Raw genomic sequence first — 23,171 nt, forward strand, 5'->3', positions numbered from 1 at the left:
CGCGACAGTGCTTAAGCAGACGCGATGTGGTCGGTGAATTCATCTCTCGCTTATTCGTACATGGGCAGGGGGAATACCAAGCGGACTTCCCGGAACAAGGCAAAACGCCCTACCGAGAGCTCGGTTGGGATAGTTAATCGAGAGTCTGCAAGAAAATGTGGTCCTACTCATCAAGGAGCTAACTAAATTCGATCGGATTCAGGTGGACACTCACACGAGGCAAATTGCTACTACACTGCCTTTTGGCCACGGAGTTTTTATGGCCATACCCCACCGTGATTTCAAGGAGTGAATCATGTCTTCCGACTCAAATCTCACGTGCAATTTCACCGTTTCCAGCAGCCTCGACATCGGTGTGTCATTCGAAAGCGCCAACGGCGGCGGCAGCTACGGTGGACAAATTACAGTCTTCACCCCCGCCACCGCAGGGCCTGTGACGACCGGTTTGTGGGATAACGATGGCAATGTGTTCTTTACGCTTTATCTAACGGATAACCCTGACATCTACTGTGTGATCAATTCAGGATCAGAGCCAGGTTCCTGGGTGCCGTACGTCACGCTAGGCCAAGAGTCTGGCCTGATCTGCGAAATAAGCAGTCCGCAGCCCGTCGGTGAAAACAATTACAACTACACGCTGACCGTGACACAAGCAGGCGCCCAAAAAGCTGCAGTCACCGCCACACCGGCTCCTCAACACGCCGCAACCATGGTTCTACCTGCCGGTGGAATGCAGGCATGGACGCGGATCATGCAGGGCGACTCACCGGTACCAGATGAAATCAATCCGGGCTCGCCGATCGTGATGGCTTTTGCCCGTTACAGCAACGGAACGCTGGTGGCGGGCGGTGTGTACAGATCGGACTCCTCGACCGACTACAACATCAAGTTCATGTGGGTGTTCGATAGCGAGGGTAATCAATACCCAGGCTGGCCTATCGACGTGAGCGATGACGAGGACTTCTTCAGCCAGTCATACACCTTTTCGCTCACTTCCAATCCACAAGAGTTGTATCAGCTGAACATCGTCGAGAGGCTGCTGTAGGAGCGCCCATGATGGCCAACTACATGTTCTCAGTCGGCTTGTTCGATGCGAGTTCCGGCTCCAACGCCCTGCAAGCTCACTGGGCAAGCCGATCACGCTGATGCGCTATTTGTCCGACCCTGCCATGAAGCGCATAGCGTCCTGTGGCGGGTTATTCGACAGATTGTCATGGAGGAAATCACGCATGTACCAACAACAGGTCAACCACCCGGCTAACCTGGGCGTCCAGCCCTTAGCTACAGAAATTTATGAGGCAATGTTCGAACTGTTCGAGCAAATCTGCAGTTTCTGGGGCAATCTGGACAACCCGCAGCAGTTCAAATCCCGGTTGTTCGTCTTTATGGACAATCGCATCAGGCTGCATCCCGAATACAGGAGTATTTATAGCCACGCCAAGCTAACGCTGGACGAGTTGGTCAAGAGTATGGGCAAGGCAGATGCTTATAAGACGCTGTTTACCGACACGGCCGCTAATCAGGCTCCGCCGGAAACACCGCTGGCCTTGACACGTCAGAAGGTCTCCAACGAGTTCATTGCATTCCAGGTCTCGCAAGGCGGCTTCAAGGCGTTTACCGGCGCTGTCAATTATCCCGGTTATATTGCCGGTGCCTTCATCCCGGGTGAGCCTGCTCCCTATAGAACGATCGAGGAGGCGGCAAAATGAATACCGACGTCCTGATTATAGGTTCCGGCGTGGCCGCCACGGCTCTGGCCAACCGTCTGCTGCAAGCTGATCCCACTCGCGCTATCTTGATCCTTGAGGCGGGTGCCAAGGTCAAGATGCAAGACCAGGCTCTTTGGGATGACTTCATGGTCTCCGGCAGCTCATACTCAAAGCTGCCCTACTACAAGTACAACGACCTTAACTACCCGGAACGCGACGCCCCCGGTGAGAACCTGAATATCGGCGCTACCTTGGTCCCGCTGGCCGGCGCAAGAGTCATGACCTATGGTGGATCCACCATCCATTGGGGGGGGTGGAGCTTCCGGCTCAAGGCAGAAGACTTCAAACTCAAGAGCAATACTGGCCAAGGTGCTGATTGGCCGATCAACTACGCCGAGTTGGAGCCCTTCTACAACCAGGCAGAGTGCTATATTGGCGTCTCTGGTGATTCCAAAAACCAGGACCCGCCGCGTTCGGCACCTTATCCTTTTCCCGCCTTCCCTTACACGCTGGAAGACCAGCCCGTCCACAGTGCGATGACTGCGCTCGGGATGAGCACGGCCAATGTCCCGATCGCCCGTCACGGTATCACCAACACCACTTCCCGCCACGCCCCTTGCAAGACCACTGGCACCTGTAAGTATTGTCCATTTGGCGCACGCTACGCTGCCCCGAACTTTCTTAACGACATGACCCACTGGGGCAATTTCCCCAACTTCCGAGTCATGGACAATTGCGTGGTCGAAGAAGTCATCATGTCGTCCAAGAACCGCACCAGTGGTGTCACCTACTTGGACAAGATGAGCGGCCAACACCTCACCATTGAAGCCAATACGGTGATTGTGGCCGGTGGCGCCATTGAAACGCCGAAGCTTTTGTTGCGCTCGTGCTCAGAGTACTGGCCCAACGGCATCGGCAACGATCATGACCTGGTAGGCCGCTATTTCGTCACCCACCCTTATTTCGTCTTCACCGCCACTGTCAACAGCAACCCGGAGTGGTTGCAGCCTGAAATGGACTTCCCAACGCTGTGCAGCCGCTACTTCGACAGTCCGCAAGAGCAGGCCAAGGGGAAGTTCATCCTGATCAACCCGCCTAGCTCGTTCATGCCCCTGGTTAACGGTAAGACGTTGAGCATCGCCCAGATGATGCAAAACGGCATGCTGCGGCAGGACATCGAAAACGCGGTGAAAGGTTCGGCTCAGGTTCAGATCCATGGCATGGTTGAAATCCCCAGTGATTACAAGAACCGGGTGATGAATCTCGATATCCGTAACCGAATTGGCCTGCAGGAAACCATTGTGGACTATTCCCAGTCGGCGGATTTCAACACGCGCATGCAGGAGATCGGCGCCCATGTGGGCAGGATATTCGAGGCAATGGGCGCCACACTCTCCGGGCCCCCCTCCATCTCCTGGCGTGCCGATCACGCGGCCTGCACCTGCCGCATGTCAGACAACGAGCAAGAGGGGGTTATCGATAAAAACCTCAAGCTCTTCGGCGTCGACAACCTGTATGTCTGCTCGAACGCTGCATTTCCCAACACTGGAGCGATCAATCCAACTTTGACGCTCACGGCGCTGGCGTTACGACTGGGCGAGCGCTTGGCAGCGCCGGTGCAACCATGACAAAGCGAGGTCAATCCATATGAATACGTTGGAACAGGAAAAAAGTAAGCTGAGTCATTGGCTGCACACCGCCATGACCCTCGAACTGTCCACCATCCCCCTCTACATGACGGCACTGATCAGCATTAAGCCTGGCAAGAACCGGGTTGCTGCCAACATCCTCCGCAGCGTGATGATGGAGGAGATGCTGCACTTGTCTCTCGCGGGAAATCTACTTTCTGCCATCGGTGGCAGGACGACCTTCACTGCAGAAAACATTCCTTCCTTTCCTTTGACACTCAAGTTCGATGGAAAAAGATTCAAGGATCGGGAGTTCGAGGCCAATCTTGCCCCATTCAGTCCGGACAACATCGAAATATTTGCCGAGATCGAACTGCCTGAGGGGTGGCGGGAGCGGCCCCAGCTCAAGGCTGCCCTGAAGCTTGATGTGCCGGGCTACACCATCGGTGAGTTCTACGATGAGATTGCCAAAAAGCTAGCATCCCTCTGTGAGGTCTACGGTCAAACAGCTGTCTTCAATGGCAATCCCGAACACCAATTGGGTTTGAACTACTATTGGAGCGGTGGCGGCAGACCGATAATAATCAATGATCTGGAGTCGGCCCAGCGTGCTATCCAGGTCATCGTTACTCAGGGTGAAGGCGTCCGCCATGAAGTGTATGACGACGACCACGACTATTTCGGCCAGCCGGAGCAAGTGGCCCATTTCTTTCGCTTTCGAGAAATCCAGTTCGGCCGTCACTATCAGCCGGGAGATAATCCCCGCCAGCCCCCCACCGGCCCTGCGTTTGAGGTTGACTACAGCGAGGTTTATCCGATCAAGGCCAATCCCAAGTCGACGGATTACGTTGCCGACCCTGCCATGTCGACACTCAATGACGAGTTCAACCGCCTCTACTCGCTGATGCTGTACCAGATTGCCGAGGCGCTCAACGGCGCATCCGGTGCGATGTATACCGCCATCCTAAACAGCATGCACGATATGACCGCTACCGCCCTGAAAATGGTGGCGACGCCTATCGCAAACGACCCCGAAGGGCGCAATGGCGCTCCCTCCTTCGAATGGGTCGAACCCGCAGTTGACTGAAAAGGAAAAAAACATGATCACGTTGATCTCCCGCTGGGAACTGCTGGATGGCTGCCCGACACAATTGAAATGCGAGCTGGACAGCTTGGCTGACAAAGTCAAGGCGGTGGAGCCTGACACCTTGATGTACCTGGTTCACCTGCAGGCACCTGGGCCACTCGACTCCAGTAACAACCCGATCGAACCGCCGCCACCGCTGATTCCACTGGCGGGACAGAATGAAGTCATCTTCCTGGAAATCTACAAGGACGAAGTCGCCTTCAGCCGCCACGTCAATGGTCCGGTTTTCCAGGCCTTCCTGAAGGGATATGGCAAGTACTTCAAGCAGGACCCCGAAAGGCCGGGGTGGCCGATTACCAAAAATGCGACCCTTAGCCGCGTTTCCGGCTTTATCCGCAACGCCGCCGACTAAGCCGGTGCAACTTGCCGGGCCTGCTGCCAATCAAAGCGGCAGGTCCGCCTCCGGTTGCTGAAGGGCGAGGCCGCTCCGACATCATTGATGCGTTGCACCGAGGCCGCCGGAACGGCGCAGCGGTACAAGATCGGAAAATGTGTTGGCTAGTCCGGAATAACCCGGTCCTCGTCGTAACCCATCCGACCGCCGCCATGCTGAATGAGCAAGTTCACACCGTTGCTCTGTATCGAAGCCTCGACGTTCATATAGATCGGTGTCATTAACAAGCCGGCCATGTCATCTGTGTCCAGAGTCCGTAGCAGTCTGCCTGTTTTGATCTCAATCTCCTTGATCGACTTCATCGTGACGTAGGGCTCTTGGTATGTTTCTGCTGGGGCCTGAACGCCGTACACGCCCAGGAACATGCGATCCTTGGTGTGGGACCACATCGGGATTTCAACGTTGCCTTCAAGCAACTGGTTGTTCTCGCCGGTGTTATCCAGGCGGCCCACCTGTTGCAGGTTGATCGGCAAGGTCCGCTTACCATCACTCCAGGTCCCGCTCGCACCCTGGTCAGTCACAGTCAGTGTGATGGGGCACTTTTTGTCAGGCTCTTCGCAGAGCTCCAGTTGGTTTTCAGCCTGTTGCTTGCCATGCAAGGCAATCGGAATGCGATGCTCATCATAGTAATAACTGCCATCGACCTTTCCGGGATTATTCTGTAGCAACCACACATACGTCTGCAGCGACATATGCACCGAATGGCTGCCCAGGGTTCCGGTGTAGTTGCGAACCTCGTACCAGCCTGCCCACCCTGGCAATGGCAGGCAGGTCAGGAGCAGGAGCGACAGTGAGGTGATTTTTTTCATGAGGGTGATTCATTCCGAGTGTCCATACAAGGCGTCGGCAGTTTAACCAGATTGTTGTCAGTACCGATGAAAATCTGACCCGGCCTACCGGCTGAAAACTGAACCGCTTGGGCCAAATGTGGATTGTGCGAGCGGAGGCTTGCGGTAGTCCGGGGATACGCAGCAGTCACTTTCTAATAGCTCGTATCCTGCCCACCCATAATGTTCGCTCTGCTGGTTGAGCGACGACCGTCACTGTACTCCGTATCCTGTCCACCCATGATGTTTGCTCTGCTGGTTGCGCGACGACCGTCACTGTATTCCGTATCTTGCCCACCCATAATGTTCGCTCTGCTGGTTGAGCGACGACCGTCACTGTATTCCGTATCCTGCCCACCCATGATGTTCGCTCTGCTGGTTGAGCGGCGACCGTCACTGTACTCCGTATCCTGTCCACCCATGATGTTCGCACGGCTGGTTGAGGTTGTACCATCGTCGTATCTACAATCGTAACCGCCTGTAATATTTTCACTGCAACTGTCGGCAAAGGCTGGATGCAGCGAAGAAGCAAATAGAATTGAACCCAGCAGAACCACCTTGAATTTCATGAACGTTCCTTACGGGAGGTTTCGAGATCACTGGCAAAATAATCAGGCTCACGCGACCATGCGGGAGCGATTGATTTATTGGTATACGATAGAAAGTATGAATAGTTTGGTATCTCGAACTCCTTGATCAAGCCTAGGTAGAAAGGGCAGCTTCGCACACCCGTTTGTATCAATGCGGCATGGCAGCATGCCACTATCCATACAGACTGAGCCCCCCACACTAAGTTTCCGCTACGAGAACATATTTTTAGCAAGCCCAACCTAGGCGCTTCATACAGTCACTGTTCCAGGCAGGGTGAGACGCGGTACTTTCGATAATGTCCACTTGGGTCGATTACGGGCATTCGTGACAGGCTGAAATCGCCCAAAACGGTTACTGGAACTGTGGCCAATGATCCTGAATTTCGTACCATGTTGCCTTGGACATCACCTCTATATGTTTCTGCTTGTCGGACGTGAACATGGAGTCCAGCGTCCCCATCGCTATCGAGATCCACTCGGCGTACTCACCTTGGCTTCTCGACCAGAACAGCGACGAACCGCACTCGGCGCAGAACTGGCGAATGACTGATTCAGAGGATTGGTACGACTTGATGCCATCAGCGCCTTGGGCAAGATGCAGGTCGCTACGCAACACGCTGCCGTAGCTGGCAAACGCTGCTCCATGGCTTTTGCGGCATTGGCTGCAATGGCAGTGAGAAAGGGCTTTTGGTCGTGAGTGGATTTCGTATCTGACGGCGCCGCAAAGGCAGCTGCCCTGAAAGATGTCGGCCATATTGGATGCCGTTTGACAATGAAGACGGCAATTTAACCTGCGAACAGTTTCGGTGTCGACCGACCGCTTCTGGCTGATTACTGCCTGTCGCCGTCATCGGCAGTAATGTGCAGTTCTCCGACGATCATGGTCATGAAGCGAGATGGTTAAATCCGATGCAATCGCTGGCCAGATGCAATGCAAATGACGAGTCAGGTCGAATGCAAACAGGTGGTCATGTGGAGTGCAATTCCGCACCAGGGCGCTGAAGCTGGCGCCGCCGCCCCCTCAGTGACGGAGCTGCATTCATGTTAAAGTGCCATCTTTCTATCGATTAAGTACGCTCGCATGGATGCCACGTTTCACCGCTTTAGCTGTTTTCCATTGCTCACTCTCACCTTGGCGCTTTCAGGATGCCAAACCACCGGGCTTGGGGAACCCACGCCGCCGGCAATCTCGCCAGGGCTTGAGGTGTTCAACGCTGTTTTGAACGAGACCCCAGAGCCGAGCTCAATCGTGCGTGAAGGGGGGCTGATCAGTTATGTCGTGATCACGCCGCCGGGACGGGAACACCGCTATCTGGCGAGTTTCGAGTCCGATTGCAGTCAGCCCACTGTACAGATGCTCTTTCGTACTTCCAGGGGAATGGTGCCGTTCTCTGATGGTCCAAGAGCGCGTGCCGAGGCGTTCGGACAAATACCGGCCGAACAAAAAAAGCAGTACCTGCAGAGCACGCAACTTAAACAAGTCTGCGCTCAGACCGCCCCCCCCGACTGGCGCGCATTCGCAACACCCGACCATCAGGACTGGCAACTGATCGACCGCGCCAGCCTGAAGGTGAGGGGTGATGAGGTCACGTTCTGGAGCGCCCGAGTTCCGGCCAGCGAAATGCTGACGCCCGACAAAGAGGCCTTGTATCGGCAGTCACGACAGCGGTGGACAGCCAACTGTTCACTGCAATAGCTCACCCCCTTGAGTGTCTTCTACCTGGGCGCGAACAGTCACGTCATTGCTGGAGAGATACAGGCAAAACCCGGCCCCAATGGCCAGAGCAGTCTGGACGCTGATGAACGCCAACTGCTTCAGTTAGCATGCGGCAGACAGCAGTCACTGGACCAGTACGCGCATTATGAAGGGCGCGAGCAATCACCCTTTAAATTGCCGGCACCGGTGATCGCGCCCTCGATCGTGAAGGCCATCGAGGCATTGAACATGCCCAAGCCGGAGAAAAGCATCCAGCGCCTGCAACTGGTGTTCAACGACATGGCCGAGGCAAACCGACCAGGGCCCTATGGCTTGGGGCGCCTGGGGAGCGACACACTCTACGAGTCGAACGAGGCGGGCAAGCTGTTGGTCGAGCGCCATAAAGTCTCGAGAATCCAAGAGGTCAAGGTCAGCTTCCGAGGCCTGATGACCCTGGGCAAAAGTAACTCCAACCTCTATGGGCATGAAAGGGATGGAGTCATCGTCGACGACCGTGCACCTGCCACTGACCTCAGATTCGAGGGCGACTGGGCGACGATGCCTATCGGTGCCCAGCTTCGATACACCGTGCAGATACCTTTCACCACCTACGATAAACGTAAGGTACCTGAGGACTACGGCTTCACGTGTAACGTTGAATCGCAACGGCCTGCCAGCGCCTATCACCCGAGCCTGATGGGTAACGCAAAGGTGCTCAATTGCACGGGCAAGGACTACGACTGGGGGAAAGGCATCGGCACTTACGCCTACCTGGAGACGTATGGACTGTTTGTGCCGGTCGAGTATATCGGGAACGGCCCGTTCAAATGGTACGGGAAGTGGACGATCAAAACGGTGGAGTGACGCCCGCGGAACGGGAGGCCTGGCTTCCCGATCCAGTTCAACATTGAACGCCATCAGTGACTCAACCCAGTACCACTGCCTGGAAGCTCAGGCACGAAATGAAAATTCATAGGCAACGTCGAAAGGATCTCATGGTGTCTACCCGCTACTGTGTCAAAGCCGCGTTCTTCCTCCTGATCAGTTCACTCTTTTTGAGCGGTAGTGCGCTCGCGCAATCCGACGATATCCAGACCGCCATCAAGCAGGGCCAGGTCTTCGCCGACTTGAAGGCACTTGAGACATTCCTGGCCCACGATGGTGGTTCAGTGAGCGGAGCCACCACCGGCGAACTGTCTGGAATAGGTGAAGTGCAGGCCATCACCATCAGGCACACGGAGCCCTTGATGAGCCTTCAAATAGCCTTGCTGGCACACGACACCAATGGCTCTCTGCGAGTCATCGCTCAGACCAAGGTCGTCTCGAGTGGCTACCTTGAAGCCACCGCCCGTATTGAACGGGGCAGCTTGTTCATCGATCTGGATGCGATAAAGGGCGCCTGGGGAGGCTATCAATTCAAGCAGCAAGCCGATGGGAGGCTTCGCCTTATTGGTATCAAGCTCCACCGCGCGAGTGACAGCGGCGAACCGGACCACGATCTCGTCGCGGTGGTCGACACGGACTTTAACCTGGTCACGGGCAAGATGCTGTTCAAGCGAAAAGGGGACCCGCGCCCGCTCAAGGCCCAAGTCCATGGCCCAGCCTGCTATTTCGAGGGTTTCGATTTCGACTTTTATGCCTGCGCCACGTCTATGAAGACCGCCGATGGAACACCGGCAGACGATTTGATGAATACGCCGTGAGAAACTTCACGGGAATTGGCTGAAAGATGACGGCGCACCTGGATGGAATGGACATCAGGATTGCCTGGGGGGCTCACAGAGTGATCCCCGGGTGTTCGCACCCACCATCCTTCAGTCATCGAGAGTGGTGTGCCATAAATTTCGTGACGCTTAGTTCTATCTTCTCGATGTCTTGATGATAGACAGTTTTGGGGCGACCTCTTGCTGGCTGCTGAAATGGCCAGCTTCCATAAGAGGGGGGAGGCTCGCGTGCGAGCCCGAGCGCAATGTTCATTTAGCTTCGGTTGTGCCAATCGAGCTGTTGCACATGGCAATCAGGTTTTTTTTCTGTGTCTCGTCCGTCGTGCTTTTGATCAGATTCAGGCATTGCTCCAGAACAGCATATCGCTGCAGGCCCTGCGTCAGGTTTTGTGCGGCAACGCCGGTGGAAAACATTTTCCCCAGGTGATGTGAAACGCCTGAGGCGCTGTCGCCTTTAATCCCTGAATCAAAGCTTCCGAATACAGACATGGCGTCCTGCTTGGTGATGCTCAGCGCTTGGCTGATCTCTTTTTGCTTTTGAGCCACTGCGGCTTCTGACGTCTTGATACCCTCGTCCACGGGGATAAGGGTTTGCTGTACTTCCACAGGCGTCAGTGTTTGGTTGGATTTGAGCTTGGTTTCTACGTTTGGGGGTAATGAGACCAGTTCAGACAGCCGCTCAGATAGCAGTTTATTGCCTGGGGTCGGTCCATTTTCAATCAGGGTTTTGTGTTCGAGAAGTTGGGCTTTCGCCGATTTCAGCAGCGTTACCTGTTGGTCTTTTACGGCCAGTTCTTTTGTCAGTTTCGATACGGTCTGTTGTTGCTCCGGGGCTGTACCGGTTTGCCCCGCTTGGGGGCCTTCGCCATAAGTTGCATAGACGGGTTTGATTTCAAATGCATTATTACCTTCAGCCGCTTTGGACACGGCCAATGGAACATAGGCGGCATCGATGTTCTTGAATCCTAGGTTCATGCTGACGCCCGTCGACTCAGTAGTTGGCGCTGAAATATCAATACCCAGTACCTGCTTGGAGGTGTACACCAGAGGCGCTTGCTGCAAGGGTGAGCATCCACTGATCAGAAGGCTTGTGGTTAGGATGTATTTATTCATGGCGGGCTCCTCGGTCGGGGTAGAGGCACAGGGTGTTGATGTCGACCCCGGCCGCTTCAAGTGTGGTCCTTAACGCGTTGATGGCTTCGGCGCTGCTATTGATGAACACAGCCGCGCATTGACCGGTGGGTAGGCTCAGGAATGTTTCTTTGCTGAAGCCGATGGAGAAGCCAGTCGGGCCACTGATAATCCCAACGCCACGACTTTCCAAAAAAAGAGTTTTTTGAGGTTCTGTGGTGTCGATGGTGTAGATGGGCAGCCCGTAATAGGTCTGAACCAAGGCACCATGGTCATAAATGTTGATGACGCTGCAGCCCGATAGCACTGCGGTTGCCAAAAAGCCTGTGCCAATTGCAATGAACCACTCGCCGGTCTTGATTGACTTTATGTCCGGGCTGTTGTGCATTGCGCATCCTTGCTGATGAGGCTTGCTGTGAGTCGTTGAGCACCGTGGAGCTTGGGTTTGAAAAACAATATAGACGTGTTTTTCAGTGGCTGTGGATACCCCTGCATATTTCTTCAAGCAGCGTTGAATTTTATGCGGCGGCGGGCGAAATTTTTATGGGGTAACGCGGATCTGCTTGCTATCCCGGAAATGGTTGGACACAGCCTGTAGTGGTCAACTAATCCCGGACACGACGTTCGGTTTTCTCGGCCTGAGCTGGTGTCAGGCGATCGCCTAATAGGGCTGATGCGGCTATTGAGCTTCATACTCAAATGAACGGGAAGTAGTGCTTCCCGTTCTTCTCTCGTTTGAGGGCTGTCAGACGCTGACTGCTTGCTCATTCAGCACCGAGTCCATCTTGAGTTGTGCCAGCTCAATCAGATGCACCACACCCATCGCCACCTTGCGGTGTGAACCGGTCTGGTTGTCAGCGTGTTCATAGGCCGTGGCCGCAGCGGATTGCAGAATCGAGTAGACGTTGACCAGGGCCTCTTCCTGATGCCTGGGGTCAGGTAGATGGTCATGCAGTACTTTGTTTGGGGCGGGTTTCGAGCCTGCGTCCGGACCGAGGTTGTAGTGAGACAAAACCCGGTCGGCAATACGAGGGTCGATGGTTTCAACGTTGGAGGTTGGGGGCGGGTTGGGGGTAGGCTTGAACATAGTACGAGGTACTCCAAGTGCATGTTTTGGAGCCGTCACCATCGCTACCAAACGATTTAAGGGTGGCGGCCGTACGCAGGTTGGTAGACCGGTGCACTAGGAACCCGGCGCGTCCGCGGACGCCCTGCGCACGACCACCATAAAAGCTGAGGCCGAAAAAAAGCGCCTTGCTCAAGGTGGCGCTTTGCGCCTAGTTACACCGAGGGCTACCAAACCCTGTCACTGATATGCAGTGATAACTCGAAGATAGCCACCGGTGCGGGCAGGCGCAAGCGGTCAGGATTTTCTAGGAAATTTCAGTCAAGGGAAAGAGAGTTCTCTTGCAGGTCGCGAAAGAACTGGTTGTCCGGGGACGAGTAAAAAATGATTCCTGTCAGGAAGCGCTGTGGATCTGGAGGGCTGAACTGAGGTGGGCGCGCTCGTAAGGGCACTTCGATGAAGGACCACGTCGAGGGAGTCGTCCTCCAAGGCTTCCAGAAAACCAATCTGCGATCTGCTGATAAAGAACAATGAGCCCAATTGGGTTTCCATCAGGCGCTTCTGCGGATCATCTGTAAAGCTGGTCTGAACAATCGCACCAATTTAAATGGGCGAAGAATGGAATCTCAACAGCGAGGTCAGCAGCATGGCAGCCGAAACCAAAAATCAGGGACCTTCATACCGCTTGGGCTATAGGCTAGGGCGGTTCTCTGGTCGTTACCTGAGGTCTGAGGACATTGCCATGTGTGGGCGTGACTCGGCTTACGTCACGCCTTACAGTCGTTTTAGGGTTGAAGAACCCAGTATTTATTTGGGGGGATAACGTGGAAGCCATATCTTTTGTTGGCTCTCAAGTTCTCTCCAATCATATAGTGCATGTCTCCCAGTACTCGGCTTGAATTTCCATATTTTGAATGCCCTAAAATGTCCTCTATACTAAGTGCTTGGGTAATGTCGATGGAGTCAATGCCTGGATAAAAAAAGCCGGCGGGCCCACTAAAACCTAACATGTCACGATCTGCCATGTAGGAGCTGGATGAGAGTTTAAGTGCTCTATCATCTGATGACATGTAGATTGTCGTTCGACCAAAATCTGCAAACGAGTCCTTGTAGGTCTTGAAAAAGGTTTCTCGTGGAAAGTCAGGCGCTGCCAGTATTATATTTCCAAAGTGTTGCTTGAAAAATTTGTGATTTTCAGCGTAAAGACTGGTCAGTGCTGGTATAACAACTTTTGATCCCATGCTGTGTGCCAAAATATGTATTCTTTTTCCGTTGTTTGATGCGGCTAGCTTTGAAAGGAAGTTCTTGAAGTCATCAGTTGAGTCAATGGCTCTACCGAAGTCACGATTGTACTTTAAAGGTTCGCCAATAGAGGGCCAGCTAAAGACGAATGTCTGAAGGTTTAAGTCTAGGTCGTAAGATACTTGAGCGGCACGCTTGATTGAGTCTTCGAATTTGACGTTGAATCCATGCACAAATAGAAGAATATCTCCCTTGCTCAGCTGGTCGTCAGCCTTGAGGCTTTTGAAAAAATCAGCCTCGGATAGTGCCTGGGATTGGCTGCTCTCGATTGAGATGATAGGGTCGTTTTTTTCATCTTTGAGGCCGGCCTTCATCAGTATTTTAAAAAAAGTGCTGTGGGAGTCTTTATAGCTCCCACGCTCTCTGGCGAGTGGGATTAATACGACCTCTTGACCGTATGATAAAGAATTTTTAGACGTGTCGATTTCAGGCAGGAAACCACCCTCTGCATTTTTTCTTCTGTTGGTCGCATATTTAACTTTTATTGCAGCGTATTGCTCAAGGCCGTAATTGATTTTCTCTGATAAAGTAACAGTTTCAGCCTCTGGTATGGCGGAAGGTTTAGGTTCGGGTGGAGGCTTTACTGATGCGCAGCTACTAAGCAGGAGTGATGCGAGTACTAGAGAGAATAATTTTTCCGGTTTGGTTGCAAAAAAAATGTCCATATTCTTGAACCTGAAAGGGGAGGGGCTGTGCAAGTATAGGTGGCTTTTGAGAGCAGGTAGTTTAGTTTTACATAAACAAGGAGTCCGTATGACTACCTGCTGAGTAGCATCCCTTCTGAAATGAAAAGGTGACAGATTTATTTTCTACCCTGGACAACGGATTTTGGCTGAAGGCCACCTGCGGGGACGCGGAGGTTAGCCGAGGTCGGATTCTGCGTAAAATAAATTTGTCCCGCTTTTCGCCCACTGCCACTACCACGTGGCCGCGCAGAACGGAGAGGCTGGTCGGTCTTGAGTCAGTCGCTGGTTTCGATTTTGTCGTCGATCATGCTGCCGACCTTTCGCATGGAGATGAGCCCCACCCGGCGCCGGACGAGGCTCAGCCGGGTTTACTTCAGGGCAACCCTGGGGAAGTCCAACGGAACATCCAGGGCGACGTTGATGTAGTTGGTGAACAGATTCAACGCCACATGGGCCAAGAGCTCGACGATCTGCTCATCATCAAAGCCCGCTTCCCGCAGGTTCGCCACATCGGCGTCGTTGAGCTGTGCCCGATGCTCGACCACCTTGAGAGCGAAGGTCAGTGCCGCGTCAGTTTTGCCATCGGTGGACAGCCCGACCTGCGCTGCCGACATGTCGGCGGCTGAGGCACCGGCCTTCTGGCCGAGCACCGTGTGGGCCGCCAGGCAGTATTCACAGCGGTTGCGATTGGCGATGGCCACGGCAATCTGCTCGCCCAGTTTTGCACCCAGCTTGCCTTTGCCCAATGCACCAAAGGCACCCCACATGCTCTGCAAGGCCGCCGGCGAATTGGCCACCGCCTTGAACATGTTCGGGGTGGCATCGAAGACTTGCTGGATCTGCGCCAGAAGCGGCTGGCTGGCGGCAGGGGCGTTTTGAGTTTGAAGGCTGACACGGGACATGGCTATCTCCTAAGGTTGGGAAAACAACCGGCGAGGGGATGGATGGGTTAACCCCGCCGGGTAACGCGAGGTCGCAGTATAAGAAGACGTTCTGTATGATTGGGATCAATACGTCCGACAAACATACCAATTGGTTCATATGAGCAATCTGCCGCCTCTTGACCGTCTTTCCGGCATCCTCGAACGCTTCCGCGTCCAGGCCGAGCTCCATCACTCGGGTGCGCTGTGCGGGATCAGCCACTTCGACGCCCGCGAGGGGCATGGCTACCTGCACGTGCTGCGTCGCGGTGAGCTGGAGGTGCGCCATCCGGGCAGAGGTGAGTTGCCCGCCTCGATGCGTTTCGATGAACCGACCCTGCTGCTGTATCCACGCCCCGTTACCCATCGCTTCCACAACCCGCCCGAGGAAGGTTCCGACTTCACCTGCGCGCGGCTGAATTTCGACGGTGGCGCCTACAACCCGCTGGCACGGGCGCTGCCGGCGTTAGTGGCGATACCGCTGGCGCGGGTGTCGGGTCTGGAGCTGGCGCTCGAACTGTTGTTCGCCGAAGTCGATCACGCGCGCTGCGGACAGCGTCTGCTGGTCGACCGGATCTTCGAAGTGGTGGTGATTCAACTGATGCGCTGGCTGCTCGATCACCCGCAGGAAGCCGGCGTGCGCCCCGGCTTCATCACCGGGCTGTCGGACCCGCGCCTGGCCCGCGCGCTGGTGGCCATGCACGAGGCGCCCGGGGAGAACTGGTCGCTGGAGCGCATGGCCGGATGCGCCGGCATGTCGCGCACAGCGTTCGCCAACCACTTTCGCGAGGTGGTCGGCCAGACGCCCGCTGACTATCTGGGCGACTGGCGCATGGCACTGGCCCAAGGACGGCTGCGCGCAGGTCAACCGATCAAGCTGCTGGCGGAGGAACTGGGTTACGCGAATCCATCGGCACTGTCGCGCGCCTTTACGGCCAGGGTCGGCCTGTCGCCACGGGGGTGGTTGGCGAAAAGCTTGGAGGAGGTGGGCATCTGAAGGTTTTTTATGGAGGTGGGGGCCGCTATCGACCCCAAGCATCTGACCGTGATGACGGAGCGGCTCGATCGCACTAGGCCGGGATCGTTGATCCAAGGTGCAAAACGGTCGCGGGGCCTGCCCTGAAGGTCGGACTGTATGCGTCAGCTGCAATCATATGAGGCGTAATGTCATGAGCTTCCAGGGCTGATTTCGACGCCCATCGCTCGATCAAAACAAATTGGTCTTCATTGTCGGCGACCCTATGAAGGTCGTATTGCAGACACCCTTCTTCATTTCTGACAAGTGGGGCAAGTTTTTCAAATGCATCAATTTGCTCTTGTCCTCGCCCCGCCTGCGTAGAAATCAAAATGACTAGCTTCACTTCATTAGACATAAACATGCTCCATGCCGGTGTTCAGAAATTTGATTGCACATTGGTGCAGGCTATCAGTGTGATCGTCAGGGCAGGAAAGCATGATTTCGCCTTATACAGCAAGCTGGAGCAGGGCGGGCTCAACCGGCCGACGCAACAAGCTGTTGTAAGCGATCGGCCGGCGTTTCAAAGTTCAAGGTTTCACGTTGCCGCTCGACATTTTGCAAGGGCGACCTGTTATTCCATCGCCCGAGGTTTCGCTAATCGCGCAAGATCGCCTCACCGGTCCGCGGGTTTGTCAGGGTCACATTCTCCAGCGCTCGAATGCGCCAGATCTCGTCCTGTCTCGTCAGCACGGCGAGAATCAGCGTATCCACTGCGTGTGGTCCGGCCGGGTGAGCGGCGCCGGCCGCCAGGCGACTCCAGAAATGTATGACTGCCACCCCGTCGGCGATATGAGCCATATCGATGAGTTCGTTCTGGAGCGTAGAGTCACGATAGATCGTTTCGTGAATGGGAACGTGGAGCGCCACGATCTCTTCAATGCCCCGGACATAGTGGCCGAAACGATTCACGAACGTCGCATCTTGATCGAACAGGCCACCGAGAGCCACCATGTCGTGGCTGTTCCAAGCCGCTTGGAACGCACCGGGTGCATCTTCAGGTCTTTTCATCTTTGCGACCCTTCAGTCAGTTTCTTTCCGCACCGAGCGTCTGACCTCAGCCTGTATGGCATAAGCCGGTGCCTCCACAGCATTGAAGTCTTGTGTATAACGCTGGGCAAATCCTTCTACCCCCCATTCCTGATACTGCTGCACATGCTTTAATTCGTGGGCCCAGAGCGCGACGTTCTGTTCTGCGGTTTGAGCGTCCTGGAAGACAATGATGTCGATCAGCGTCACGGCACCGACATCGGGGTTTTGCAGTATGGCATTGGCGGCACTGAGTTGGCTGTTGTCGCTGACTGTGTAGCGCGCGGCATCGAGGACGCTGGGGGCGTACCAGCGCAGCAGTTGCTCCCGGATGTGCGGTGGAATGGGACGGGTGCCGGATTTGGCTGCTTCAGCGCGGGCTTGGGTCAGCCACAGCGCCAGGGCAGGTGCCGCGATCCGGTAGATACCACTAGGCAGGGGGCCGAGCAGCGGTCCCAGGTCTGGCAGACAGATGCAGCTATCCAGGCACACTTGTTTTTCGCCAACTGGGCAGGCATTGGTCTGGGCTGGGACTTCAAGAGTCAGGCAAAGAATACACAGCGCCACCAGGCGCGTGATGATGGGCGGCATTGGGCGCTCCAGGGGCGGATGCAGCGCGAACAATGGGTCACTTGATCGACGACCCCGCGTAGCTTTAGCGTAGTCCCGAACTAAGCGCTCCCAATAAGCGACAGACCACCTTTCCTGCGACTGCAAGGGTGACAGATTCATTTTCTACCTAAAATAAACCTGTCTCACTTTTCCCAAAGGAAGGCATGAAAATGACACGCGTCCGAGTTAATGGCTTTACGATCTCGCTTGACGGATACGGAGCGGGTCCGAATCAGGGCATGAGTCATCCGCTCGGCGTGGGCGGGACAGATTTGCACCGCTGGTTGGTCCCGACACGCACGTTCCAACGGACCCTATTTGGCGTCGATGGTGGCACAACGGGGATCGATGACGACTTCGCCGCGCGGGGCTTCAAGAATGTGGGCGCCTGGATTCTCGGAAGAAACATGTTCGGGCCGATTCGCGGTTCCTGGCCCGACATGAACTGGAAAGGCTGGTGGGGGGACAACCCACCCTATCACGTTCCCACTTTCATCTTGACTCATCACGCGCGCCCGCCCATCCATATGGAGGGCGGAACGACCTTCTATTTCGTCACGGGCGGTATTCACGAGGCGCTTGACCAGGCGCGTGACGCAGCCAACGGCATGGATGTGCGCATTGGCGGCGGAACTAACACTATCCAGCAATATCTGCGTGCGGGCCTCATCGATGAGCTGCACATCGCTATCTCGCCGGTCCTGCTGGGCGGGGGAGAGCGACTGTTCGAGGGGATTGACGCGCGCGCTCTAGGATACGAATGCGTTGAGTTCGTCGCGTCGGAGAACGCCACCCATGTTGTACTCCGACGCCAAGGGCACAGTGACGGCTAACAACCGGCTGCAGCGCGCTAAGTGAGTCATTTTTCAATCAAGTACGGGGCGAAGGAAGCTTCGTTCGTAGCTCAGTATGAATTTTTGCTCGGTAGCTTGAGCGACCAGTTCAACGCACTCTGGATCCGTTTCAGCTTCCTTACGATATCGCTCGTAATCTGCAAGACTGGAGAAGCTGAATAGGCAGTATGCGATGTTGTTAGCGCCTTCTGCGGGCAGGAAATAGCCATGATGGTGTCCTCCCATGCGGGTCACGACCTGTATCCAGCGCCGCGAATAGCTTTCGAAAGCAGGGACGTGGTAAGGGTCGATTACATACTTGACGTGACAAGTGATCACTCGATCATTCCTTTGGAAGTGGGCGAATCTCTATTCTATACATGGCACAAGCTAAATCGTCGATTGCCACTATGGGGCGGTTGTCGCCGGAATGGCTTTTGAAAGTTGGATTGGGCTGTCGTGATGAGTTGAAAGGCCGTTAATGACCGATTCCTGTCTGCCGCGACCGGTTGAATCCACAACTCCATAGCGGACATAGAAGAGCGCCCCGGGTGTTCGGGGCGCTTGGCAGGTGTTGGTGGTGGATCGGTAGGCGCTCAGTGGTGCGAGAAGTACTGCTTCAAGCCATACACGAGGCCGGCGAAGGGCATGCCGAGCGCAGCGTAGACGGCCTCGGCTTCGGGCGCGGCGTTGTCGGCCAGCATCTCAACGGCGACGTTCGAGTAACCGACGGGGATCACGCCGGCCTGCAGCATGCGCGCCACGCCCATGTCGACTTGCGTCTGGGTGAATCCGCCGGAAGCATCGATCACTGCATAGCTGTTGTAGCCGTCGGCAATGGCCGAGATCGCCGGGAAAGCGAGGCAAACGTCGGTCGAGATACCCGTCACGATCAGTTTCTTGCGGCCGGTCGCCTTGACGGCATCGACGACGCGCTGCTCGTCCCAGGCGTTGACGGTGGTGCGCTCGATGCGCTGCACGCCCGGCAGCGCTTCGGCGAGTTCGGGGATCAGCGGCCCCCACATCTGCTCGGTCGTCGTGGTGACGATGATCGGCACCTTCAGCGCCAGCGCTGCCTTGGCCAGGCCGACGACGTTGTGCTTGAGGGCCAGTGTGTCGATGTCGCGCACGCCGGTGTAAAGGCCAACCTGATGGTCGACCAGTAGCAGGATGGCATTTTCGCGAGTCAGGCGTTCGTAAAGATGGGGCGAGTTCATGGCGAGGCTCTCCGGGGCGGAATGCCTTGACATTATAATCCGAGAACAATTAGGCAAAGATCTGAGGTCCCTGACAAGCCTCAAGGAAAGCTGATGGGCCACGTCGTGGGAATGGACACGCTTTGACATGACGCTCCACGAAGCGCGATATCGCACCAATAGTATGATGATCTGAGTGCTATTGATCACCTTCTGGAGGCTAAATCATGGGAGCCGTGCGTAAAACCATCACTGTGACTGATCAGCAAGACGGTTGGATCAAGGCGCAAATCGACGCTGGCCGTTACACCAACGACAGCGAATACATTCGCGACCTGATCCGGCGCGACCAGGGGCGTAGCGCTGAACTTGAGGCTATTCGTGCTGCGTTGATAGACGGTGAGTCGAGCGGGGAGCCTCGCCGATTCAACGCTGACGAATTCAAAAAGAGAATGTTGACTGCGCATGGCTGAAAAACGCTTCAATCGAGATTTACCCGGCACATCGTGGTAAACCTATTACGTCAGCAGCTAGTCGCTAAGGAAGCTCCATTGCACGACTCCAAATACCTCGAAGATCTCCGCTCCCGTTTCAACTCTGGAGCGGCGCTAGAGTATGTCTTTTTCTGGGGGCACCAACGAAGCAAGAAGGGTATCACTGCTTCGTGCTTCAGCCAGTGGTTCAACGCCGAGTTCATCGTCGAGGGGCAATGTTACCCAACGGCTGAGCATTTCATGATGGCCGAGAAGGCTGCCTTATTCGGCGATCAGGAAGTTCGTGCTCAAGTGCTTCTGGCTCCCACCCCTAACGCCGCCAAAACGCTTGGCCGCAACGTGCGCGGATTCAACGATGAGGTTTGGCTGCAACATCGATATGCGATTGTCGTTCGGGCCAACCAGGCCAAGTTCTCCCAAAACCCGGAGTTGAGCGCTTTCCTCAAGGAGACCGGCTCTCGCATTATCGTTGAGGCCAGTCCCGTAGATAGCATCTGGGGGATTGGGCTCGCTCAGGACGATGAAAACGCGAACAACCCCGATCTGTGGCGTGGGCTGAATCTGTTGGGCTTCGCGCTTATGCAGGTCCGTGACGAAATCTAATTAGCCCGTGGCACCAGCGCCGAAGTGCTCCGGATTCAGGGGCCGCCAGAGGTATTTCAAGGGGGCGTACGGAGCCAAGTCCAGTCGACCCCATGGCAGATATCTGACGACTTCAGCAATGTCTTCGTGTGGGCCTCATCGATGAGCTGCACGTCGCTATCTCGCCGGTTCTGCTGGGCGGGGGAGAGCGACTGTTCGAGGGGATTGACGCGCGCTCTAGGGCAACTCGATATTCATTGCAACGGCAGCATCATTGTTATGGGTGAGACACTGGGGCAGGGGATGAAGCCTGCATGTCTGGCATAAAAATCCGCGAGCCTGTCGTTCAAGGGATGGACCAGCACAGCGGTTGAACCCACTGTCTCGGATGCGCTGATGCACCGCTCAATTGCATCCTGCAGCAGGTCGATGGCGTAACCATTACCTTGAGCAATGAGGCTGATGCCCATTCGGCCAATGATGGTGACAGGGTGCTGCCCGGGAGAATTACGTTGTCGGCTCTTCGGCACTACGGATGCGCGCATGACTGATCCGTTGGACAGGGTGTAGTAACCGACGACCTTCAGGGTACCTTTGAGGCAAATCACATAGACCACCGCGTGTTTGGCGGCTTGGGCCTTATGTGCTTTTTTGACGAGGTACTCATTGATCGAGCTTTCACCACAATCGAAATCGTTCAGATCGTGTTGTTCACTTAACCTTGCTGGGGCACTCAGCTCCAGCGTTTTGGCCTTGCCAGGAGTTTTTGCAGGCACTGGTTCCCTCGCACCGGGTTGGATTCCAAAGCTTGCTCGAATGAGTCAAACGCATCCTCATCGAGTACGAACAACCGCCTGTCCAGAATGACCTCTTCCGCTTTCTGGCAGGCTGCTTCCAGAATGAAGCTGGTACGGTCACGGCCTGATAAGGCAGCAGCGATATCAATCAAATTTCGTTTCTTGATGTCTGCCCGCATATTGATGGGTACGGGCTTTTCTTTCGTCGGTTCTGGGGGGCTGGTCTTCAGCATCATGAAACCCTCTATGGGGGCGCTCTCTATCGTCGGCAGGCTGAGCAGACCTGCGGCACAATCGTAGCATTCCTGTATAGCAGATGTAAGTCCTGTGTATCTCATTGATATATGAGTCTTGCCTTGAGTTGTGTTCGATTGTTGATGCCTGCCAAGCGTTGATGCACGTGTAGATTGCACGCGGATTTTGTAGGCGTCCACACGTCGACACCTGCTGAAACAAAGACTTTTGGCGGCGTGGGTTGGGTGGATTGACGTCCAAGACGTTCGGAAGGTGCTTACAGAAAAACGGATTTTTCCGAGCATTTCGCTTTCTGATACCGATGGCCGTGCTGTTGTACCCTGTGCCTACCTAGTGGTCGGAAAATTCGACAGCTATCTGACGGCTTTGGCGAATTGCTTCGATGGAGTGGGGCGCTCAAGCTTGGGTCTGTTCCCCGGCTGATCCCGGAGAGCCGGGTTTCGCAGCCTGACGACATATGGAATTCTTCATGATCAGGAGTTCCAGCATGAATAGCGAGCACCCCTCCAGGCGCTTCGTCCCGATGGACAGCGTCTCCACCCAATTCCCCGTTCTCTACATTGATCGCCATGCCCCGCTGGTTGATCTGCACGCCTGCGTCAGCGAGCGCATGCGGGCGGTCAACAAGTTGATGACCTTGTTCACCTGTAGCCGACTGAGCGATAGCGATCCGCGAGACCTGGGAAACATCGCCGCGATTTCGCGTCTGTTGCTACAGGATGCCAGTGACGTGTTCGACGTGATCGAAGCGCGAGGGCTGGAAGCGAAGCGCATGGCTTCATAACGCAGTGCCCAGACACAAACAAAAAAGCCCTGAACAAGTTCAGGGCTTTTCGATTGTCCAGTCTATTCACCCAAGGTGAATACCTGCATCAATCCCAGCTCAACGCCCCGCCAGTCTGATACTCGATCACGCGGGTCTCGAAGAAGTTCTTCTCTTTCTTCAAGTCCATGATCTCGCTCATCCACGGGAACGGGTTGGTGGTGCCCGGGTACTCTTCCTTCAAGCCGATCTGGCTCAGGCGACGGTTGGCGATGAACTTGAGGTAGTCCTCCATCATCGCCGCGTTCATGCCCAACACGCCGCGCGGCATGGTGTCACGGGCGTATTCGATTTCCAGCTGGGTGCCCTGCAGGATCATCTGGGTCGCTTCTTCCTTCATCTCGGTATCCCACAGGTGCGGGTTCTCGATCTTGATCTGGTTGATCACGTCGATGCCGAAGTTCAGGTGCATGGATTCGTCGCGCAGGATGTACTGGAACTGCTCGGCCACGCCGGTCATCTTGTTGCGCCGGCCCATGGACAGGATCTGGGTGAAGCCGCAGTAGAAGAAGATGCCTTCCAGCACGCAGTAGTAGGCGATCAGGTTGCGCAGCAGTTCCTTGTCGGTCTCGACGGTGCCGGTCTTGAATTCCGGATCGGAGATCGAACGGGTGTACTTCAGGCCCCAGGTGGCCTTTTTCGCCACCGATGGAATCTCGTGGTACATGTTGAAGATCTCGCCTTCATCCATGGCCAGCGATTCGATGCAGTACTGGTA

Annotated in this window: 29 protein-coding genes and 1 pseudogene; 14 read left to right on the forward strand and 16 right to left on the reverse strand. The window is 55.3% G+C overall.

The genetic code is table 11. The features are described 5' to 3' along the window. Nucleotides 1-295 precede the first annotated feature (295 nt). The 5 genes from UCMB321_RS11070 (at nt 296) to UCMB321_RS11090 (ending at nt 4,833) form a co-directional block, all read left to right on the forward strand. Nucleotides 296-1,042 (forward strand): hypothetical protein, encoded by a 747-nt coding sequence (locus UCMB321_RS11070; RefSeq protein WP_040066470.1) that lies wholly within the window; start codon nt 296-298, stop codon nt 1,040-1,042. A gap of 184 nt (nt 1,043-1,226) precedes the next feature. Further along, nucleotides 1,227-1,706, forward strand: coding sequence for a hypothetical protein (locus UCMB321_RS11075; RefSeq protein ID WP_040066472.1), 480 nt, complete (start codon nt 1,227-1,229; stop codon nt 1,704-1,706). Next, the gene (locus UCMB321_RS11080; RefSeq protein ID WP_040066475.1) at nt 1,703-3,334 is read left to right on the forward strand and encodes a GMC oxidoreductase; all 1,632 of its coding nucleotides are present in this window, start codon (nt 1,703-1,705) and stop codon (nt 3,332-3,334) included. Before UCMB321_RS11075 ends, UCMB321_RS11080 begins: the two co-directional genes overlap by 4 nt. Nucleotides 3,335-3,353: 19 nt before the next feature. Then, nucleotides 3,354-4,421 (forward strand): ferritin-like domain-containing protein, encoded by a 1,068-nt coding sequence (locus UCMB321_RS11085; protein WP_040066477.1) that lies wholly within the window; start codon nt 3,354-3,356, stop codon nt 4,419-4,421. Next, nucleotides 4,414-4,833, forward strand: coding sequence for a putative quinol monooxygenase (locus UCMB321_RS11090; protein ID WP_157015917.1), 420 nt, complete (start codon nt 4,414-4,416; stop codon nt 4,831-4,833). The genes UCMB321_RS11085 and UCMB321_RS11090 overlap by 8 nt, the downstream gene beginning before the upstream one ends. Before the next feature lie 146 nt (nt 4,834-4,979). On the opposite strand, the gene UCMB321_RS11095 is transcribed toward UCMB321_RS11090, so the two are convergent. The 3 genes from UCMB321_RS11095 to UCMB321_RS11105 all read right to left on the reverse strand — a co-directional run bounded on the left by UCMB321_RS11095 (nt 4,980) and on the right by UCMB321_RS11105 (nt 7,046). Then, nucleotides 4,980-5,684, reverse strand: coding sequence for a hypothetical protein (locus UCMB321_RS11095; RefSeq protein ID WP_040066482.1), 705 nt, complete (start codon nt 5,682-5,684; stop codon nt 4,980-4,982). A 173-nt stretch (nt 5,685-5,857) separates the two neighbouring features. Then, nucleotides 5,858-6,271 carry a hypothetical protein gene (locus tag UCMB321_RS11100; protein WP_040066485.1) on the reverse strand — a complete coding sequence of 138 codons (414 nt, stop codon included), beginning with the start codon at nt 6,269-6,271 and terminating at the stop codon, nt 5,858-5,860. A gap of 373 nt (nt 6,272-6,644) precedes the next feature. Beyond that, the gene (locus UCMB321_RS11105) at nt 6,645-7,046 is read right to left on the reverse strand and encodes a GFA family protein (RefSeq protein ID WP_040066488.1); all 402 of its coding nucleotides are present in this window, start codon (nt 7,044-7,046) and stop codon (nt 6,645-6,647) included. Between the two features lie 327 nt (nt 7,047-7,373). Here UCMB321_RS11105 and UCMB321_RS11110 point away from each other — a divergent pair, with 327 nt between their 5' ends. The 3 genes from UCMB321_RS11110 (at nt 7,374) to UCMB321_RS11120 (ending at nt 9,691) form a co-directional block, all read left to right on the forward strand. After that, nucleotides 7,374-7,988, forward strand: a complete 615-nt coding sequence (locus UCMB321_RS11110; RefSeq protein WP_157015919.1) for a hypothetical protein — start codon at nt 7,374-7,376, stop codon at nt 7,986-7,988. Nucleotides 7,989-7,997: 9 nt separating this feature from the next. Then, nucleotides 7,998-8,852 (forward strand): hypothetical protein, encoded by an 855-nt coding sequence (locus UCMB321_RS11115; protein WP_040066493.1) that lies wholly within the window; start codon nt 7,998-8,000, stop codon nt 8,850-8,852. A 134-nt stretch (nt 8,853-8,986) separates the two neighbouring features. Next, the gene (locus UCMB321_RS11120) at nt 8,987-9,691 is read left to right on the forward strand and encodes a hypothetical protein (RefSeq protein ID WP_157015921.1); all 705 of its coding nucleotides are present in this window, start codon (nt 8,987-8,989) and stop codon (nt 9,689-9,691) included. Nucleotides 9,692-9,961: 270 nt separating this feature from the next. On the opposite strand, the gene UCMB321_RS11125 is transcribed toward UCMB321_RS11120, so the two are convergent. The 5 genes from UCMB321_RS11125 to UCMB321_RS11145 all read right to left on the reverse strand — a co-directional run bounded on the left by UCMB321_RS11125 (nt 9,962) and on the right by UCMB321_RS11145 (nt 14,799). Further along, nucleotides 9,962-10,825: a hypothetical protein gene (locus UCMB321_RS11125; RefSeq protein ID WP_040066498.1), complete on the reverse strand. Its 864-nt coding sequence runs from the start codon at nt 10,823-10,825 to the stop codon at nt 9,962-9,964. Continuing rightward, complete coding sequence (locus tag UCMB321_RS11130) at nt 10,818-11,231, reverse strand: hypothetical protein (RefSeq protein WP_040066501.1); 414 nt, start codon at nt 11,229-11,231, stop codon at nt 10,818-10,820. The genes UCMB321_RS11125 and UCMB321_RS11130 overlap by 8 nt, the downstream gene beginning before the upstream one ends. Nucleotides 11,232-11,588: 357 nt before the next feature. Then, complete coding sequence (locus UCMB321_RS11135; protein ID WP_040066503.1) at nt 11,589-11,930, reverse strand: DUF6124 family protein; 342 nt, start codon at nt 11,928-11,930, stop codon at nt 11,589-11,591. A gap of 764 nt (nt 11,931-12,694) precedes the next feature. Then, entirely contained in the window at nt 12,695-13,876 is a 1,182-nt protein-coding gene (locus UCMB321_RS11140; RefSeq protein WP_245220780.1) for an alpha/beta hydrolase, read from the reverse strand. A 389-nt stretch (nt 13,877-14,265) separates the two neighbouring features. After that, nucleotides 14,266-14,799, reverse strand: a complete 534-nt coding sequence (locus UCMB321_RS11145; protein WP_040066505.1) for a carboxymuconolactone decarboxylase family protein — start codon at nt 14,797-14,799, stop codon at nt 14,266-14,268. 139 nt (nt 14,800-14,938) lie between these two features. Here UCMB321_RS11145 and UCMB321_RS11150 point away from each other — a divergent pair, with 139 nt between their 5' ends. Further along, entirely contained in the window at nt 14,939-15,814 is an 876-nt protein-coding gene (locus tag UCMB321_RS11150) for an AraC family transcriptional regulator (RefSeq protein WP_040066507.1), read from the forward strand. 73 nt (nt 15,815-15,887) lie between these two features. On the opposite strand, the gene UCMB321_RS11155 is transcribed toward UCMB321_RS11150, so the two are convergent. The 3 genes from UCMB321_RS11155 to UCMB321_RS11165 all read right to left on the reverse strand — a co-directional run bounded on the left by UCMB321_RS11155 (nt 15,888) and on the right by UCMB321_RS11165 (nt 17,452). Next, nucleotides 15,888-16,190: a putative quinol monooxygenase gene (locus tag UCMB321_RS11155; protein WP_040066509.1), complete on the reverse strand. Its 303-nt coding sequence runs from the start codon at nt 16,188-16,190 to the stop codon at nt 15,888-15,890. A gap of 239 nt (nt 16,191-16,429) precedes the next feature. Further along, nucleotides 16,430-16,843 carry an SgcJ/EcaC family oxidoreductase gene (locus tag UCMB321_RS11160; protein WP_040066511.1) on the reverse strand — a complete coding sequence of 138 codons (414 nt, stop codon included), beginning with the start codon at nt 16,841-16,843 and terminating at the stop codon, nt 16,430-16,432. Nucleotides 16,844-16,855: 12 nt separating this feature from the next. Further along, nucleotides 16,856-17,452, reverse strand: a complete 597-nt coding sequence (locus UCMB321_RS11165; RefSeq protein ID WP_040066514.1) for an eCIS core domain-containing protein — start codon at nt 17,450-17,452, stop codon at nt 16,856-16,858. 185 nt (nt 17,453-17,637) lie between these two features. On the opposite strand from UCMB321_RS11165, the gene UCMB321_RS11170 reads away from it, so the two are divergent. Then, the gene (locus UCMB321_RS11170; protein WP_209437158.1) at nt 17,638-18,306 is read left to right on the forward strand and encodes a dihydrofolate reductase family protein; all 669 of its coding nucleotides are present in this window, start codon (nt 17,638-17,640) and stop codon (nt 18,304-18,306) included. Nucleotides 18,307-18,339: 33 nt separating this feature from the next. Here UCMB321_RS11170 and UCMB321_RS11175 read toward each other — a convergent pair whose 3' ends face one another. Beyond that, nucleotides 18,340-18,645: an NIPSNAP family protein gene (locus UCMB321_RS11175; protein ID WP_040066516.1), complete on the reverse strand. Its 306-nt coding sequence runs from the start codon at nt 18,643-18,645 to the stop codon at nt 18,340-18,342. Nucleotides 18,646-18,902: 257 nt separating this feature from the next. Further along, nucleotides 18,903-19,523 carry an isochorismatase family protein gene (locus tag UCMB321_RS11180; protein ID WP_040066518.1) on the reverse strand — a complete coding sequence of 207 codons (621 nt, stop codon included), beginning with the start codon at nt 19,521-19,523 and terminating at the stop codon, nt 18,903-18,905. A gap of 206 nt (nt 19,524-19,729) precedes the next feature. Here UCMB321_RS11180 and UCMB321_RS11185 point away from each other — a divergent pair, with 206 nt between their 5' ends. The 3 genes and pseudogenes from UCMB321_RS11185 to UCMB321_RS31730 all read left to right on the forward strand — a co-directional run. After that, a complete protein-coding gene (locus tag UCMB321_RS11185; RefSeq protein WP_040066520.1) occupies nt 19,730-19,975 on the forward strand; it encodes a type II toxin-antitoxin system ParD family antitoxin in 246 nt (81 codons plus the stop codon). A gap of 78 nt (nt 19,976-20,053) precedes the next feature. Then, entirely contained in the window at nt 20,054-20,599 is a 546-nt protein-coding gene (locus UCMB321_RS11190) for a riboflavin biosynthesis intermediates N-glycosidase (RefSeq protein WP_040066522.1), read from the forward strand. Nucleotides 20,600-20,724: 125 nt separating this feature from the next. Beyond that, nucleotides 20,725-20,865: pseudogene (locus UCMB321_RS31730) on the forward strand (dihydrofolate reductase family protein); the annotation flags it as partial. Here UCMB321_RS31730 and UCMB321_RS11195 read toward each other — a convergent pair. Together UCMB321_RS11195 and UCMB321_RS11200 are read right to left on the reverse strand one after the other, a co-directional pair. Then, nucleotides 20,833-21,354 carry a hypothetical protein gene (locus UCMB321_RS11195; protein WP_245220781.1) on the reverse strand — a complete coding sequence of 174 codons (522 nt, stop codon included), beginning with the start codon at nt 21,352-21,354 and terminating at the stop codon, nt 20,833-20,835. The pseudogene UCMB321_RS31730 and the gene UCMB321_RS11195 overlap by 33 nt on opposite strands. Next, a complete protein-coding gene (locus tag UCMB321_RS11200; protein ID WP_245220782.1) occupies nt 21,312-21,611 on the reverse strand; it encodes a type II toxin-antitoxin system TacA family antitoxin in 300 nt (99 codons plus the stop codon). Before UCMB321_RS11200 ends, UCMB321_RS11195 begins: the two co-directional genes overlap by 43 nt. A 506-nt stretch (nt 21,612-22,117) precedes the next feature. On the opposite strand from UCMB321_RS11200, the gene UCMB321_RS11205 reads away from it, so the two are divergent. Beyond that, nucleotides 22,118-22,414 (forward strand): hypothetical protein, encoded by a 297-nt coding sequence (locus UCMB321_RS11205; protein WP_040066544.1) that lies wholly within the window; start codon nt 22,118-22,120, stop codon nt 22,412-22,414. A gap of 88 nt (nt 22,415-22,502) precedes the next feature. Here the strand turns inward: UCMB321_RS11205 and UCMB321_RS11210 are convergent. Then, nucleotides 22,503-23,171 (reverse strand): ribonucleotide-diphosphate reductase subunit beta (locus tag UCMB321_RS11210; protein ID WP_040066523.1); only part of this gene is annotated, 669 nt, incomplete at its 5' end.

It is taken from the genome of Pseudomonas batumici (assembly GCF_000820515.1).
In the GTDB taxonomy this organism is placed as follows: domain Bacteria; phylum Pseudomonadota; class Gammaproteobacteria; order Pseudomonadales; family Pseudomonadaceae; genus Aquipseudomonas; species Aquipseudomonas batumici.

Excerpts from the sequence above, each read along its gene's own strand:
- UCMB321_RS11160 (WP_040066511.1), bottom strand. The coding sequence starts at position 16,843 with ATGAAAAGACCTGAAGATGCACCCGGTGCGTTCCAAGCGGCTTGGAAC.
- UCMB321_RS11135 (WP_040066503.1), bottom strand. The coding sequence starts at position 11,930 with ATGTTCAAGCCTACCCCCAACCCGCCCCCAACCTCCAACGTTGAAACC.
- UCMB321_RS11165 (WP_040066514.1), bottom strand. The coding sequence starts at position 17,452 with ATGCCGCCCATCATCACGCGCCTGGTGGCGCTGTGTATTCTTTGCCTG.
- UCMB321_RS11150 (WP_040066507.1), top strand. The coding sequence starts at position 14,939 with ATGAGCAATCTGCCGCCTCTTGACCGTCTTTCCGGCATCCTCGAACGC.
- UCMB321_RS11105 (WP_040066488.1), bottom strand. The coding sequence starts at position 7,046 with ATGGCCGACATCTTTCAGGGCAGCTGCCTTTGCGGCGCCGTCAGATAC.
- UCMB321_RS11170 (WP_209437158.1), top strand. The coding sequence starts at position 17,638 with ATGAAAATGACACGCGTCCGAGTTAATGGCTTTACGATCTCGCTTGAC.
- UCMB321_RS11095 (WP_040066482.1), bottom strand. The coding sequence starts at position 5,684 with ATGAAAAAAATCACCTCACTGTCGCTCCTGCTCCTGACCTGCCTGCCA.
- UCMB321_RS11205 (WP_040066544.1), top strand. The coding sequence starts at position 22,118 with ATGAATAGCGAGCACCCCTCCAGGCGCTTCGTCCCGATGGACAGCGTC.
- UCMB321_RS11185 (WP_040066520.1), top strand. The coding sequence starts at position 19,730 with ATGGGAGCCGTGCGTAAAACCATCACTGTGACTGATCAGCAAGACGGT.
- UCMB321_RS11145 (WP_040066505.1), bottom strand. The coding sequence starts at position 14,799 with ATGTCCCGTGTCAGCCTTCAAACTCAAAACGCCCCTGCCGCCAGCCAG.
- UCMB321_RS11080 (WP_040066475.1), top strand. The coding sequence starts at position 1,703 with ATGAATACCGACGTCCTGATTATAGGTTCCGGCGTGGCCGCCACGGCT.
- UCMB321_RS11085 (WP_040066477.1), top strand. The coding sequence starts at position 3,354 with ATGAATACGTTGGAACAGGAAAAAAGTAAGCTGAGTCATTGGCTGCAC.
- UCMB321_RS11140 (WP_245220780.1), bottom strand. The coding sequence starts at position 13,876 with ATGGACATTTTTTTTGCAACCAAACCGGAAAAATTATTCTCTCTAGTA.
- UCMB321_RS11155 (WP_040066509.1), bottom strand. The coding sequence starts at position 16,190 with ATGTCTAATGAAGTGAAGCTAGTCATTTTGATTTCTACGCAGGCGGGG.
- UCMB321_RS11130 (WP_040066501.1), bottom strand. The coding sequence starts at position 11,231 with ATGCACAACAGCCCGGACATAAAGTCAATCAAGACCGGCGAGTGGTTC.
- UCMB321_RS11200 (WP_245220782.1), bottom strand. The coding sequence starts at position 21,611 with ATGATGCTGAAGACCAGCCCCCCAGAACCGACGAAAGAAAAGCCCGTA.
- UCMB321_RS11100 (WP_040066485.1), bottom strand. The coding sequence starts at position 6,271 with ATGAAATTCAAGGTGGTTCTGCTGGGTTCAATTCTATTTGCTTCTTCG.
- UCMB321_RS11070 (WP_040066470.1), top strand. The coding sequence starts at position 296 with ATGTCTTCCGACTCAAATCTCACGTGCAATTTCACCGTTTCCAGCAGC.
- UCMB321_RS11125 (WP_040066498.1), bottom strand. The coding sequence starts at position 10,825 with ATGAATAAATACATCCTAACCACAAGCCTTCTGATCAGTGGATGCTCA.
- UCMB321_RS11110 (WP_157015919.1), top strand. The coding sequence starts at position 7,374 with ATGGATGCCACGTTTCACCGCTTTAGCTGTTTTCCATTGCTCACTCTC.
- UCMB321_RS11075 (WP_040066472.1), top strand. The coding sequence starts at position 1,227 with ATGTACCAACAACAGGTCAACCACCCGGCTAACCTGGGCGTCCAGCCC.
- UCMB321_RS11180 (WP_040066518.1), bottom strand. The coding sequence starts at position 19,523 with ATGAACTCGCCCCATCTTTACGAACGCCTGACTCGCGAAAATGCCATC.